Below are 14,525 nucleotides of genomic sequence, written 5' to 3'. Positions count from 1 at the left end.
AAAATTGTATCATCTATCTCTTCCAAACATTTAATATATATTGTAACTCACCTCCGACTTACATTATCTCATAAAATTAGTAATTTTCCATACTATTTGATAAAAAAGTCAGTGTCTCAATTTAGAAATTTCTCCTAAATTAAGACATATTTTACATTAAACCATACAATTTTCTACCTGAACTATATAATCCTGACAATTTTCGCAAATTATCACGCTCACAATATAACTATTATCAACTTTATTTGCTCTTGATAATTTATTAAAAGATAACCCCTTATAGTCACTAGATATGTTACTTATTACATATTTTCCATCTTTACTGAAAATATAAAAATGATATTCTAAGAAAGGAAAGAACTTTTTCTTTTCTTTCACTCCTTCCAAACATAATGGACATGCTTCTTGATAATATTCTATGTCAAAATCAACCTCTTCTGTTTCATTAAGTATATCAATTATTTTTGAAACAGTTATTCCTTGAATTGGATTTTCTTCATCATTTATTAAAGCACTACAATTCTCTTCTTTTAACAAATATTCCTTATCATCATATATAAACTTGTATAAACTCATATTATATCCTCCTTATAATTATTAATCTCCAAGTTATTCTACCACTTAAATAACCTTAATAAAAGTAATTGTTTATAATATCTCCAATTAATTAAATCTTGTATACATATATCGTCATACATTTACATTAATCAATTGTCTCAAAATCCAAGTTTACGCTTTAAATATCCAGTTTTTCAAAACCTATTGTCAAAACTTACTTTAGCTATTAATATAAGGATATAAATATAGAACTGCATAGATGTGACACGCTCAAATATTTTATATGATACGATTTAGTATCTAAATTTATATATTGTATATAGGGGGAGATATATATGTATAAAGATAAAAGTGATGAATGTATACACTTAATGACTGCCTACATTGATAGCATAAGTGGATATTATTCATTTATTGACACACAGTTAGATGATTTTATGGTTAGATATGGAGAAAATATTGTTGATTCAAATTTACACAGTATAATGATGTTGCTCTGTAAATGGGGATTAGCATAGCATTTTGAGAAACTTTTTTGTATATTGTATTCTATATTATATATTCATTAATAAAAAAAGGATTGACATAAATTTAAGGACTATAGATAGATTTTCAAAAAAATCTATCTATAGTCCTTTTAAAGTTTCTCAAAATGTATACTTGAACAAGTGATATTTATTTTTCTATAATTAACTTAGCTCATATGCTATACTTTAAGTATCTACAACAATAAAAAATATCTAATATGTATTATCTAGTTTAACTCATCATAATATCATTTCTACACTTACAATTAAGATATTTTCAATATAGTACTACTCAATTTTAATATTATGAAAAGGAGAGTTTTTATATGAATTATAATGAATTGTTAAAATCAGCTAGAGAGAACTTTAATGGAACATGTAAAGTCTGTAAAATTTGTAATGGATTAGCTTGTGCTGGAAATGTTCCTGGCATGGGAGGCAAAGGAAGTGGTTCATCTTTTATTGAAAATAGAAAGAGTCTAGAAAAAATAAAGATAAATATGAGAGTAATACATAGTGTTTCAAACCCAGATACTTCTATAGAATTATTTGGTAGAAAAATGAGTTCTCCTATATTTGCTGCACCTGTATCAGGTACTATATTAAATATGGGTGGTAAAGTTTCTGAAAAAGAATACATAGAACCTGTCGTTAGAGGCTGTTCCAATTCTGGAATTTATGCTATGGTTGGTGATACCAATGTGGATACTTTTTTATTGAATAATTTAGATGTATTAAAAGATAATGATGGAAATGGAATTGTATTTATAAAGCCTTGGAAAAATTCAAAGATAATAGAAAAAATTAGATTATCTGAAGAAGCAGGTGCTTTTGCGGTTGGTGTAGACCTTGATGCTTGTGGATTGATTAATAATCAACTTCAAGAGAATCCTTTTTCTCCTAAGACGATTAGTGAGATTAGAGAATTGGTTGAATCTACTAGATTACCTTTTATTATAAAAGGAATTATGACTGTGGATGATGCTTTGATGGCTGTAGAGTCTGGAGCCAGTGCTATTATTGTTTCAAACCATGGAGGAAGAGTACTTGATTATACTCCTGGTACTTGTGAGGTACTTCCAGATATAGCTAAGGCTGTAAAAGGAAAGATAACAATACTTGCTGATGGTGGTGTTAGGACTGGTGTTGATGTAGTTAAGATGCTTGGTTTGGGTGCTGATGCTGTTTTGATGGGAAGACCTTTTGTTACTGCTTCTTTTGGTGGTGGTCTTGATGGTGTTGAGTTTTTTATAGAGAAGGTTAGGAATGAGTTATGTGAGACTATGATTTTGACTGGTTGTCAAGAGATTAAGGATATTGATGGCAGGGTTATATGGAAGTGATTTATGTTTAATATGAATTATTAATACTACTTTATATAAGTTAAAAATTTAATAAAAAAATAATAAACTTATAAATTTATAAGTTTATTATTTTTTTTATTTATATTTATGGAAGTCTTTTTGCTGCTGCTTCCCAAGTTTGTTTTCCTACAACTCCATCTTGTGGTAAGCCTAGCTTCCCTTGTAATTTTTTCACTGCATTATATGTGTCATTTCCAAATTGACTATCGTACTTCAGACTAGTTCCAGCTAAATTATTACATAAAACCTGAACTAGATGCACAGCATTACCACTTTGTGTATGATTATATCCTACTGTAACATTATTTATATTTACAGAATAATTTTTACCACTACCCACAACTCTAAAAACACCATCATTATACTGGACATCGAATAAATCTCTAGCTTCTTTATATTTCTCTAAATCATAACCACTCATAACTTCATCTGGTACAAAAATTTTATGAGTTGGAGAAGGTTTTATATTAAGTTCCTCGCAACTCTTCTCATAATCTTTCTTAAACTCTTCTGGTGCATTTTGATATGTAAAATCATACCCTGATACTGTAAATGATTTTTCAACAGATTCTTCGTTTGATGAATTTGCAAATACAGTACCACTAAATGCAAAAGCCATACAACACATAATTACTAAAGTCTTTGTCAATTTTTTCAATTTTTTACTCCTCCTAAATATGTTTATTTTAAATAATATTATTTACTTTTCAATTTATTTTGTATTAATACATAAATGCGCGACCTAACACATTATCACCTTTAAGGTCAACACCTGTATTATCAAGAATTCCTCTTGTTCTTAGATTTTTAAAATTATCAAGACTTATTTCTTCAAAGTTAAAATAAGTTATTGAAGATATACAAACCAAAACTAATGCTATAATAATACCATTTCTACCCTTCTTCTTAACAATACTCTCAAGTCTCTTTTCTAAATTTGTCTTATTAAATTCAGTTGTCAAAATCCCACTATTATAATTCTTACTCAATTTAATTGACTTTATAAGCGCTAATGCATACTCCTTCTTATCCTTTAAAGAACAATCAGACAAAACACTTTCATCACAACATAATTCACAATCTAGATTTACTTTATTACTCATTATATAAACAAGTGGATTAAACCAATATATTATTTTGACAGACAACACTGCAAACTTTATCAAAATATCCTTGTTCTTAAAATGCATTAATTCATGTTTTAAAATCCAAGTCAACTCATCCTTACTATAAGGATAATCTGGCAAGAATATATATGACTTAAATAATCCCATACCTGCTGGACTTATCAATTCATCAGAACCTCTTAACTCAATTTTCTTTTTTATATTTAATTCTTTCAACAAATTTTTATAGATACAGTTTACATCATTATCTTCAATATCATAAGATACATCAACAACAAGATTTTTAAATTTTGTATACTTTACAAAGGTATAAACTGCAATGACTATGGTTACAAGTATCCATAAATAAGATAAATACAGCATAATATTATTTCCCATAGAAATGTCAGTAACTCCATTACCTATTACATTTCTCTTAGGCTCTTTTACTTCATACATTATTGTATAATTAAATAGAAAAAGTAGCATTCTAAAAACTATTATCAACCAAATATAATAATTGAATCTCTTACTAAACTTCTTAAACACATATCTTTTCAAAAATAATAATAGACAAATACCAAGACTACATATAATAGTTGTCTGTATAAGATTGTCAAAGATATACAACATATAATTATTCATCCTTTAAATTATCAAAATAACTTTCTAAAAAATCCAGCTTATCTCTGCCTAAATTTTCATCCTCATGTAATGCTGAAATTAAACTTGTAAAAGAATCATCATGTATATTGCTTAGGAAATCCTTTGTCTCAAAGCTTAAATATTCTTTATGTTTTACCACTATTGTGTAATGTGTATATCTGTCTATTTTTTGAGCATCTAAGAATCCTCTTTTTACTAGCCTTGATAAAAGTGTCAGTGTTGTGGTTTGTTTCCAGCCATATTCTTGTTCCATTGCTTCAATAACATCTTTTGATGTCACTGTAGCATCTACTCTCCAAATAAATTTCATTACTTTTAGTTCTGCTTGTGGTATTTTTTTTATCATTATTTACACCTCCCCCAAAACTCCCGCTAACATAATTCTACAACACGTGAATTTTTTAGTCAAACAATTTATGAAAAAAATGTGAATTTTTGTATTTTTTGTTAATTTTCTAATTTTTATACCATATTAAAAGTTAGATTTAGAAATATACTTTTCTAAATATTTTACTTTTTATATGTTTAATTACAATAATGTATAGTAATTTTTTTATACTAAATTTTTTTCATAATAATGTCTATATTTGCACACAAAGGATATTATAATACTTTTTTTTAAAATAGACTATACTAATCAGCAAATAAATTTTAATAATTTCTTTACTGTCCCTTTATTACACACGTATATTTGTTTTATATTGATTATTTTCAAATAAAAAATATATCTAGATTTTGAAATTCTTATAATAATTACCATTTTTAAATATCAATTTATTTATGAACCTTAATAATTGAAAGTATAATACTATTAAAAAATTTAGCTTTTGCAAAATATGATATAATTTTAAATAAACAAAACTGGAGGTTGATAGTGATTATAAAAGTGAGCTTTGGTGGAGATTACAACCCTGATTACATAGAAGTCCCTAGTGACATTAATTTGAAAAAATACGAAATTAGAGATAAATTCTATAATTGGATTGATAATACAGAAGAAGAACATCCTTTCTGGGAATATGAAAATGGAATTAGAATTGGATTAAATTATAGAGGAAATGCAATTGTTTATTGGTTAAATAATTATATTCTAAAAGATGCTAAGTGTAAGTCAAAGTTAATTGAAAGTTTTTCTAACAAAAGTCTAGATTATGATTTAATGATAAAGTTATAGAATATAATATATAATTTAACTTTTCAAATATGTATACTTAAATTAATTACATACCTTATTGAGTAAATTTATTTGGAGTTATATCTTTTTAAAGCTATAAAAGTTAAAAAGATATAGTAAAAAACCCTTAAAATACTTTGATTTATTATTTTAAGAGCTTTTATTATATTATAAATTTTTATTTTCTATCTATAAAATCTAATTATTTATAAAGTGTTTTAAATTTATAACTTTTTTGCTACCTCATAATATAAACATAAATTTCCACTAGTTTAATAGTTGTCCATATTAATACTTAATTTATTTATTACTTTTTAACTCTTTTAATATTACACAATTCCTTTGAAATTTCTTCAAATCTACTCTCATCCTCAATAACAAATATCTTCACTAGAATACCTCGTAAAATTTAAAACAATACTACATTCTGCATTTTATACAATAAAACAATTGCCACCAAATTACAAATTTGGTGGCAATATGGTGGCAAAACAGCTTTTTATTATATATCACTAGACTGAAAACACTAAAATCACTAGATTTTATATTTTCTTAATCAATTTCCGACTTAAAAGGAGTGTCATCAGCTTTAGCTATTCTATATTCCTTATCAGTTATATAACCAAGCTCATGCATCTTATACAATACAATTAATTGTCTCTTTTTAGCCTCTCCATGGTCAATATACCTTGCAGGATTATTTGTCATACCAGCCAACATAGCACATTCAGATAAATTTAACTCACTAACTTTTTTACCAAAATACACTTCAGCTCCCTTTGCAGCTCCATATGCATTTTTACCTAAATACATATTATTTAAATAAGCTTCAAGAATTTCATCCTTACTCATAATCTTATTCATCTGCTTAGCATTATACATATCCCTTATTTTTCGTTTCATAGTTTTATCATCACTAGTAAGCAGATTTTTTGAAACTTGCATATCTATAGTACTTCCACCTTGTGTTGTATCTGTAAATACATTATTGAGTACTGACCTAGTTAAAGAAATAACATCTACTCCTTTATGCTTATAAAATCTCTCATCTTCTATAGAAACTATTGCATGCTTTAAGTCATTTGGCATTTGCTTTATGCTTACAACTTCACTACTTATATATTTAGACCTAATTAATTTTTTAGTGACTTCAGGTGACCCTTTTATAGCCGAAACTGTAAATATTGCACCTGCTACTGAAAGTATAATCAGAGCAACTAGCATAATAGATAACAATGCTCTAGCTATCTTAATCCTTTTTTGTTTTTTTCTTTTTTTACTTTTTAGCTTTTTCTCTCTTTGCTTATAATCAACTCTTCTTCTTTCTCTTTGATTGTAATCTGTATTTAAAGGTCTTACATTATCTCTTGTAAAACTATCTCTTTCTCTTTTTATAAGATTCTGTGAATCTACTTTTTCACTCATTCTTTTACTAGAGCTTGTCTTAGAAGTTTTATTTTTTTTATTTGTTGAAGTATAAGAATGTTTAGATTTTTTATTACTATCTTTACTATTATTTACTTTTTTACGTCTTATTTTATTATTATCATCATCATCGTAATAACCCATTTTAGTCTCCCTTCTTTATACTAAGGTACATTATACATTGTTCTACAAAATAAATCAAAGAACAAAATTGTAAGTTTAAGGGTCAATTTTATAAAGGATATTTTCACTAATTTTCTCTATATTTAAGATTAATATTCATCTTTTATTTTCAAAAATAGTTTTGCAGTTGCTAAAGTGTCACTGTCAGCTCTATGAGCATTTATATTCTCTATATTGTAATAAGCACAAGCTGTTTCAAGCTTCTTATTTTTTCCTTTATAACTTTTACATTTTTTTAATAATTCTAGTGTACATATATAATTGTTTATTGGTTCTAAATCTAATATTCTAAGATAGTAATTTAAAAACTTTAAATCAAACTTTGCATTGTGTGCAATTATAGTTCTATTTCCTATGTATTTTCTAAATCTAGGTAAAACCAATTCTAGAGGCTCTTCATTTTCTACCATTTCATTGCTTATATGTGTCAATTCTGTTATAAATGAAGAAATTATACCTTTAGGTTTTATCAATCTTGAGTAGTTTTTTACAATTTCGTCATTTTTTATTTCTGTTATTCCTATTTCTATTATTTCACAACCTTTATATGGATCTAAGCCTGTAGTTTCTAAATCCACAACTACATATTCATTCATATCTCTTCTCCTTATTATCAAATGGATATATTTATATTCTATATTTATGTAATAGACTAATCAATACTTAATTTTATACCATATAGAAAGATTTTACAAATTACAACATATATATATTATTTTTCCATTATAAATAAAGATTATTTTTTTATAATCGCTAGATTTTCACTTTATTATTATTTAATCTATTTCGATAAATATTATTTATCTCCTTATTGTTTAAATCTTTAAGGTCTAAATTTTTACATTGTTCATCATCTTCCCATATTCCTGCCTGTTTATTTCCATCATTTTTATATAATATACCTTTACCATTTTTCTTATTATCTAAAAAATATCCCTTATAAATATCATTATTTGGATATGTCAATTTTCCCAAACCATTTTTTAATCCATATTTAAATTCTCCTGTATATATTGAGCCATCTCTATAAGTATACTTTCCTATTCCATGCATCTTATCATCTTTCCATAATCCTTCATATCTTTCATTACTTGAAAAAACATATATTCCAAATCCATTTTTCTTTCCATCAACAAACTCACCTTTATACAGGTCTCCATTGTCATATTTGAATACTTTTTCTTCTTTTAATTTTTTATTACTATTGTTGCTCTTAGTTTTGTTGATATTATTAATTTTTATATGTACATCTTCTCTTCTCGTTTCAATCAAATCTCTATCATACCTAAATCCTTTTTTCAATTTATTTTTCTGATTAACTTTTTTCTTATTAATAAATACTCTTGTTAGTTGAATAAATATAAATGCAGACGATAAACATATAAATACACATAGTATCGTTCTAAAATAACTAGTTATACTTTCCATAATAAATCACCCTTTAAAAATTTATTTAAAATACCTAATACAATATATATTTTTATTAAGTGATATTTATACTTTTATAATAATATATTGAATAAAATTAATATTAAAGTTATTTGTGTTAAAATAAGGTCACTATAAAATTAATAAATTGAGCTTCTAATTAACATAAAACTATTTATAAAGCATATTTAACTATTTCAAATAAACTTTTTTATCTAGATAACTGATTTTCTATGAGCAAATAAAAAAATGAACCCTATCAAATAGAGTTCATTTTTTTAATATATTTATTCTTTTACAAGAACTTTTATAATTTCTGAAATATACATAGTGTGATAATCCTTATTTGGATACCACTTTTTATCATTTTCTTTAGCATCGAAATTCTCTGGTGGCATAGTATCATGATACAATTTCTTACATACCATAATCATATTAGCTTCTTCAAAAGCTACAGTATCATCTACAAAATATGGTGTAAGTCCTGCTTTTTCTACTTTATTTATATCTCTACCAGAAATAGTTCCACAGATATTTAAAGCCTCTCTATAAGTTTCATCAAAAAATGCAATTGTAAATGTATCATTATTATCTACAAATTCCTTTGTATATCTCTGTGGTCTTATGTAAGTTGTAACAACGTTTTTACTCCAGTATACTCCGACACCACCCCAGCTAGCAGTCATTGTGTTAAATTTTTCTGAATCACCAGCTGTTATTAGCAACCATTCTTTACCAATCTTAGTAAATGGATTAAACTGTAATTCCTCAATTTTCACTTCTTTAAAGCTCATGACTTCATCCTACCCTTCATCTTTTAATATATAAACTAATAGTTAAATTTTTGAATATATCTACTCTTATAATACTTTTTTTAATTGTCTTACATATTCATGTAAATTATAATACAACAAATCAATTACTTTCGCAAGAAATAGTTTCTATATTTTATAACAGTAAAATATCACTAAAATATATTAATTATAAAACAGATACTATATTTCTTAAACTAAAAAAATGTAGAAAGTATACATCCTTTCCACATTTTTTATTATTTTATATATTTTTATATCAATTTAGTTCTATCTAACTTTAATCTTATAAAAAATTATCATAGTCATCAAATTTTATTATATTATATAATTTCCTATACCTTGTTAACAGCATCTAAATTATTATCTTTATTGATATATATTTTTTCATTATATAAATCTTCATCAAACATTTTTATTATATTTTCTACTTCATACTTATACTCATCTTCATGCACTCTATAAAGCATTAAATCTTCTAGCAAATCTTTCATATCAAAATATACATCTTCTAATAAGTAAAAATAACCTTCTTCTATATCTTTCAGTTTATCTATAGTATCCAATTTCTTGCTTATATCTTTCATAACCTCTAAATTTTGTATATTTATATTTATGATTGTTAATAAGTACATTCTCACAGTTTTTATTATTTCGATAGAAAAATCTACAATATTATAATTTCCTTCTTTATTATACAGAGACTCCTTAAATTTATTAAAACAAGTATCTAAGTCACAATTTATGTCGTTAAATGGTGGTCTTATTATATCTCGTATTATCAAAAGATTTTGTATATCAATATTATTTGTTATTGCTTCATCCAAAACAAATAAATTATATGCGTCATTTAATGGGTCATGAGCATCTCCACTAAATTCTAAATTTGCAAATTCAAGTAAGTTTTTTAATGATATGTAGTTCATACATCTCATACCACAATTTATATATTTTTCTTTTATATCTATAAATAAATCCCTAATATTATTTACAAATCTTGGATGATTATTCTTCTTAGAACTTCTCATATCAGTATTATTAAAACATGTCAAATCTAAATTGCCAAAAGTATATATTCCTTCAATTTCAGAAAATATGCCTAACCATTTTTTAAACTTTCTCATGACCTCTTCATAACTTGGTGCATTCTTCAATTCTTCTGAAGATATATGTGTTAATTCCTGTATATGAGGATACAATTCTTCATTACTTACTGGCTTTATTAAAGATTTAAATTTATCAATATTTTTTGTCTTTTCATCATACATAACTGCTCCAATTGCAATTATATCAGAATTTAATACTGCCCTCTTTGATTTAGAATTTGGCATATTCATTTCAAAGTCTACATATACTCTTTTCAATATAAACACCCTTTCCAATTGTTTATAGTGATTCTTTTTAATTATTTTTATTCAAAATCTTCTAAGAAAGAATGTTTCTCCCCATTTTGTTGCCAACCAAGTATTGAATCAAGATTTACATTTTCTGCTGCCTTAAATATAGATTTCTCTACATTTTTAAAATTTGGCTCTAAACTTTTTATTAAGTCTTTTATTTCATATCTCTTGTTTCCTGTTTTTTTAGCTGCAACCATACATGCACAATTTAGTGGCCATATACCACTATTTTGAATAAATCTTATAATATGCTCTTCTCTTATATAATAAAGTGGTCTTATGATTTTTATACCTTCAAAATTAGTAGAATTAAGTTTAGGAAGCATTGTTTTAAAATTACCAGCACACAATAAATTAAGCATTGTTGTCTCTATTACATCATCATAATGATGACCTAATGCAAGCTTATTACATCCTAACTCTTCTGCCTTTGAATATAATGCTCCTCTTCTCATTCTTGCACACATATAACATGGATAATCTTTTGCTATTTCATCTGCTATTTCAAATATTCTTGAATCAAATAAATGTATTGGTATATTTAGGTACTCACAATTATCTATAAGTAATTGTCTTATATTTGCATGATATCCAGGGTCCATAGCAATAAACTCAACATCGAAATTAACTTGTCCATGTCTTTTTAACTCCTGAAACATTTTAGCCATAAGAATACTGTCTTTTCCACCAGAAATTGCTACAGCTATCTTATCCCCTTCTTCAACTAATTTGTAATCTCTTATTGCTTTCATAAACTTTGACCATAAATTTTTTCTATATTTTTTTATTATACTTTTTTCTATATCTCTTACTGGAAGTCTTTCCTCAAAAGGAACTATAATTTCACAGCCTTTTCCTGATAGCTCACTCATTTAATCACCTCATATATTTATGTTAATAATATTTTACAAAAAAGTCTACCTTCATCTATAAAATACTATAATTTTCACTTTAATTTCAACAAATAATTTATAATTTTCAATAACACATAAACTTATAATAACATAAATAACCTCTTTCTTTTATTATCTTTTTTATTTTTCTCATTTAATATTTTATTATGAGTAACGATTTTTAAATGACTGAATATTATACACTAGATAGACTTACCTATCTATTCACAACAAGGAGGTTTTCAACTTGGAAAATAAGACTAGAGATATCAAAAAAAATTGTGGTCCATCTTTGGCTAGACCATACATTAATAATCAAATTTTCACAGAAATGTACTGCCTTTCTGATGCATTAAAATTTGGAACTATATTCCCAGAACTAAACTTATTAGAATCTGAAATGTACAACAAAGAATTATATGCTAAGCCAAAAAAATTTAGAGGAGGTAGAAGATAATGAAAGATTCATCTAGAGCTGAACTTATGAGAAAAATTCAGGAGACATCTTTTGCATGTGTTGATATGAACTTATATTTAGACAATCATCCTGATGATAAAAATGCTATCAACACTTACAATTCATTATGTAACCAATTTGCGCAAGCTAGATATGCTTACGAAAATAAATACGGTCCTTTAACTAACTTTGGGTACGCTCCAAGTAGATGCCCTTGGCAATGGGCTGACCAACCTTGGCCTTGGGACAGAGAATTTAATTATTAGACATCAAGTATTGGAGGATTGAAAATTCATGTGGATATATCAGAAAACTATACAACACCCAGTTAATATAAAAACTTGCGACCCTAGAATGGCTAAATTTCTTATAACTCAATTTGGGGGACCAAATGGAGAACTTGCTGCATCTTTAAGATATTTAAGCCAAAGATATACAATGCCTACTGGCAATATGCGTGCACTTTTAACAGACATTGGTACAGAAGAATTAGCTCACGTTGAGCTTATATGTACTATGGTTTATCAGTTGACTTCTGATGCAAGTCCAGAAGAATTAAAAGCTGCAGGTCTTGGTTCAAACTATGCACAAAATGGATATGGAATTTATCCAACAGATTCAAATGGTGTTCCATTTGATGTAAGACCTATAGCCGTTATGTCAAATCCTGTAACTGATTTACATGAAAATATGGCTGCTGAACAAAAAGCACTTGCGACTTATTATCAACTTATAAATCTAACAGATGATGTTGATGTTATAGATGTACTAAAATTCTTAGGTCAAAGAGAAATAATTCACTATCAAAGATTTGGTGAAGCTTTAATGGATGCTTACGACTTAGAAGAAAACCAAAAAATGTTCTAAAATTTTTATTTATATAAACTAATATTATTTGATAATTTATAATTTACTGTTGTTATTAAAATTTACAAAATAACATAAATCCAGTTTATTTTCTATAAATTGAAGAAGGTAAAGAAAAAAGCAGGTACTAATTAAATAGTAATATAGAATGTAATCTATAACACTATTAATATTGTACCTGCTTTTTTATTATAAGCAATAAAGAAAAATCTATTGATTAAGTTCTATAATAAAAAATTATTATAAAACTCTTCTTGCGTTTACATATCTACTTGAATAGTAACTACTATTTATATTAGATATTGTTACCTTTTTCGATGAACCTGAAGATGCATGTATCATATCTCCATTTCCCATGTATATTCCAACGTGACTTACAGAACCATTATTTGACCCTTGTGTATCAAAGAATATTAAGTCTCCACTTCTAAGGTCTCCTCTGTTTACATATGTTCCATACTTACTTTGGTCTCTAGATACTCTTGGTATGCTAACACCTGCTGATTTTTTCATAACGTATTGTGTGAATCCTGAACAGTCAAAACTATTTGGACCTTCCGCTCCCCATACATATGGTTTTCCAAGTAGTGTCTTTGCAAAACTTATTACACTATCAGCTCCCTGACTTGGAGTGTTAGTTGAATCAGATGGAGTTGAAGTATCAACAGAACCTTTTTCAGCAAGATATTGACTTGATACATATCCTGTTTGATTGTCATGATTTACCTTTGTCCATCCTCCATCTTCAGAAATACTTCCAACTTCAGTTCCATAGCTTAATGTTGCTACTTTAGAATGACCTGTACCTGGCCCCGTTCTAAGGTTTAATGATTTTGCTGTTACAACCTTTGTGTCCTTTACAAGGTCATTTGAACTACTTCCAGAATTTCCATTCGTAGATTCATTTACACTAGTTCCTAAATATTTGCTTGAAACATAACCCACTCTACCATTAGAACTTATTTTTGACCATCCATTTGACTCAGATATGTATCCAACTTCAGTTCCGTATCCTAACGTAGATATTTTAGAACTACTTGTACTTGGTCCTGTTCTAAAATTTAATCCTTTGGCTGTAACAACTTTTGTTGACTTAACTGAAGCATCACTACTTTCATTACTATTCCCAAGGTTATTTATTCCTACATAATTTGCATGTACATAACCTGTGTTTCCATTATATTTAACTTTTGCCCAAGAACCATCTTTTCCTACATACTCAACTTTATCACCTTTGTAAAGTTTTCCCATTGATTCATGGTTTGTACTTGGTCCTTTTCTAAAATTTACTGCATTCCCTGTTATTGTTCTACTTTCTATACTTACACTCTCTACTCCAGATTCATCGGCATATGCTAAGTTCCCCATTGTAGGCATTATTATCGCAGTTGCCATTATACTGGCTGCTATTCTCTTTTGATTAAAATTCATAACCTTCCACTCATCTCCTCTTTTCTAGTAACTTTATTTAATTTTTAAATATAAAAGAAATAATTGACACTCTATTAAAATATCAATTATTTCTTTTATATTAATATTATTACAAATTTGTAACTATTTGTCTATAGCAATATTTATTTACCACAAATTACCATAAATTAATTTTAATTATTAACAGCCTGTAATTCAGCAATATAGCCATCTTTTACCTTTTTAAAAGATGGC

At 26.6% G+C, this 14,525-nt stretch carries 17 protein-coding genes; 6 read left to right on the top strand and 11 right to left on the bottom strand.

Annotation, left to right across the window (positions count from 1 at the left end):
- Positions 1–156 precede the first annotated feature (156 nt).
- Entirely contained in the window at positions 157–576 is a 420-nt protein-coding gene (locus Q3223_RS02445; RefSeq protein ID WP_054270983.1) for a DUF3785 domain-containing protein, read from the bottom strand.
- A gap of 317 nt (positions 577–893) precedes the next feature.
- Here Q3223_RS02445 and Q3223_RS02440 point away from each other — a divergent pair, with 317 nt between their 5' ends.
- Positions 894–1,076 carry a hypothetical protein gene (locus tag Q3223_RS02440; RefSeq protein WP_021385205.1) on the top strand — a complete coding sequence of 61 codons (183 nt, stop codon included), beginning with the start codon at positions 894–896 and terminating at the stop codon, positions 1,074–1,076.
- A 335-nt stretch (positions 1,077–1,411) separates the two neighbouring features.
- Positions 1,412–2,428 carry an alpha-hydroxy-acid oxidizing protein gene (locus tag Q3223_RS02435; RefSeq protein WP_074178404.1) on the top strand — a complete coding sequence of 339 codons (1,017 nt, stop codon included), beginning with the start codon at positions 1,412–1,414 and terminating at the stop codon, positions 2,426–2,428.
- Positions 2,429–2,534: 106 nt separating this feature from the next.
- Here Q3223_RS02435 and Q3223_RS02430 read toward each other — a convergent pair whose 3' ends face one another.
- The 3 genes from Q3223_RS02430 to Q3223_RS02420 form a co-directional block, all read right to left on the bottom strand.
- Positions 2,535–3,107, bottom strand: coding sequence for a peptidoglycan-binding protein (locus Q3223_RS02430; RefSeq protein WP_074178405.1), 573 nt, complete (start codon positions 3,105–3,107; stop codon positions 2,535–2,537).
- 64 nt (positions 3,108–3,171) lie between these two features.
- Positions 3,172–4,200: a M56 family metallopeptidase gene (locus Q3223_RS02425; protein WP_074178406.1), complete on the bottom strand. Its 1,029-nt coding sequence runs from the start codon at positions 4,198–4,200 to the stop codon at positions 3,172–3,174.
- Entirely contained in the window at positions 4,193–4,567 is a 375-nt protein-coding gene (locus Q3223_RS02420; RefSeq protein ID WP_079770229.1) for a BlaI/MecI/CopY family transcriptional regulator, read from the bottom strand. Before Q3223_RS02420 ends, Q3223_RS02425 begins: the two co-directional genes overlap by 8 nt.
- A gap of 528 nt (positions 4,568–5,095) precedes the next feature.
- Here Q3223_RS02420 and Q3223_RS02415 point away from each other — a divergent pair.
- Entirely contained in the window at positions 5,096–5,395 is a 300-nt protein-coding gene (locus Q3223_RS02415; protein WP_243192675.1) for a hypothetical protein, read from the top strand.
- Positions 5,396–5,947: 552 nt separating this feature from the next.
- On the opposite strand, the gene Q3223_RS02410 is transcribed toward Q3223_RS02415, so the two are convergent.
- The 6 genes from Q3223_RS02410 to Q3223_RS02385 form a co-directional block, all read right to left on the bottom strand.
- Positions 5,948–6,964 (bottom strand): biosynthetic peptidoglycan transglycosylase, encoded by a 1,017-nt coding sequence (locus Q3223_RS02410; protein ID WP_054270989.1) that lies wholly within the window; start codon positions 6,962–6,964, stop codon positions 5,948–5,950.
- A 128-nt stretch (positions 6,965–7,092) separates the two neighbouring features.
- Positions 7,093–7,599 (bottom strand): PolC-type DNA polymerase III, encoded by a 507-nt coding sequence (locus Q3223_RS02405; protein WP_074178409.1) that lies wholly within the window; start codon positions 7,597–7,599, stop codon positions 7,093–7,095.
- A gap of 157 nt (positions 7,600–7,756) precedes the next feature.
- Positions 7,757–8,431, bottom strand: a complete 675-nt coding sequence (locus tag Q3223_RS02400; RefSeq protein ID WP_284182116.1) for a hypothetical protein — start codon at positions 8,429–8,431, stop codon at positions 7,757–7,759.
- Between the two features lie 287 nt (positions 8,432–8,718).
- Positions 8,719–9,225, bottom strand: a complete 507-nt coding sequence (locus Q3223_RS02395) for a flavin reductase (protein ID WP_054277156.1) — start codon at positions 9,223–9,225, stop codon at positions 8,719–8,721.
- 353 nt (positions 9,226–9,578) lie between these two features.
- A complete protein-coding gene (locus Q3223_RS02390; protein WP_054270992.1) occupies positions 9,579–10,607 on the bottom strand; it encodes a 3'-5' exonuclease in 1,029 nt (342 codons plus the stop codon).
- A gap of 47 nt (positions 10,608–10,654) precedes the next feature.
- Positions 10,655–11,515 carry an ATP-binding protein gene (locus Q3223_RS02385; protein ID WP_021385277.1) on the bottom strand — a complete coding sequence of 287 codons (861 nt, stop codon included), beginning with the start codon at positions 11,513–11,515 and terminating at the stop codon, positions 10,655–10,657.
- A gap of 268 nt (positions 11,516–11,783) precedes the next feature.
- On the opposite strand from Q3223_RS02385, the gene Q3223_RS02380 reads away from it, so the two are divergent.
- The 3 genes from Q3223_RS02380 to Q3223_RS02370 are packed head-to-tail and all read left to right on the top strand — an operon-like array spanning position 11,784 to position 12,860.
- On the top strand, positions 11,784–11,993 hold the full coding sequence (locus tag Q3223_RS02380; protein WP_054270993.1) for a spore coat associated protein CotJA: 210 nt from the start codon (positions 11,784–11,786) through the stop codon (positions 11,991–11,993).
- Entirely contained in the window at positions 11,993–12,259 is a 267-nt protein-coding gene (locus tag Q3223_RS02375) for a spore coat protein CotJB (protein ID WP_003416729.1), read from the top strand. Before Q3223_RS02380 ends, Q3223_RS02375 begins: the two co-directional genes overlap by 1 nt.
- A gap of 28 nt (positions 12,260–12,287) precedes the next feature.
- A complete protein-coding gene (locus Q3223_RS02370) occupies positions 12,288–12,860 on the top strand; it encodes a manganese catalase family protein (RefSeq protein WP_054277158.1) in 573 nt (190 codons plus the stop codon).
- Between the two features lie 240 nt (positions 12,861–13,100).
- Here Q3223_RS02370 and Q3223_RS02365 read toward each other — a convergent pair whose 3' ends face one another.
- The gene (locus Q3223_RS02365; RefSeq protein ID WP_054271008.1) at positions 13,101–14,291 is read right to left on the bottom strand and encodes an SH3 domain-containing protein; all 1,191 of its coding nucleotides are present in this window, start codon (positions 14,289–14,291) and stop codon (positions 13,101–13,103) included.
- Positions 14,292–14,525: the final 234 nt, after the last annotated feature.

It is taken from the genome of Clostridioides sp. GD02367 (genome assembly GCF_045900275.1).
GTDB classification, from domain to species: Bacteria; Bacillota; Clostridia; order Peptostreptococcales; family Peptostreptococcaceae; genus Clostridioides; species Clostridioides difficile_A.
The sequence above is the reverse complement of the archived record's forward strand: the minus strand, read 5'-3'. Positions and strand labels throughout refer to the sequence as shown.